Here is a 461-nt window from a genome sequence, read left to right as displayed (position 1 = left end):
ACCGGGGGCCCGGGGGCGGGCGCGGTGAGCGAGGTCATCACCCCACTCCACCCGATGGTCACCGGCGGGCGGCGCTGACACGCCGGTGCCCGACCCCGCCGCCACCGGGTGCGAACGCGCCGTGACGGTGAGGATCGATGCCATGCGTCCCTACGCCGACCGTCCCGCGCTGCGCACCCGCCAGGTGCTGGCCGACCTCTCGCTGCTGGCCTGGGCGGTGCTGTGGGTGGTGCTCGCCCGCGGGGTGCACGCCGCCGTGCTGGTGCTGGCCGAGCCCGGTGTGCAGCTCGAGTCGTTGGGCCGCTCGATCAGCGACACGATGGGCGACGCCGCCGGCGTGGCGCGGGGCGTGCCGCTGGTGGGCGACGAGCTGTCGGCCCCGTTCGGGGCACTGGGCGACTCCGGCGACGGGGTGGCCGGAGCCGGGCAGGGCGTGCAGGACGCCGTCGGCACCTTGGCAT

The 461-nt window shown here is 76.8% G+C and carries 1 pseudogene; it reads left to right on the top strand.

Going from position 1 to position 461, the window contains the following annotated elements:
- Positions 1-142: 142 nt before the first annotated feature.
- Positions 143-461 (top strand): annotated as a pseudogene (locus M3677_RS17140) (hypothetical protein); the annotation flags it as partial.

It is taken from the genome of Curtobacterium sp. P97 (assembly GCF_023712445.1).
Lineage (GTDB): Bacteria > Actinomycetota > Actinomycetes > Actinomycetales > Microbacteriaceae > Curtobacterium.
This window is presented reverse-complemented; position numbering and strand designations above follow the sequence as displayed.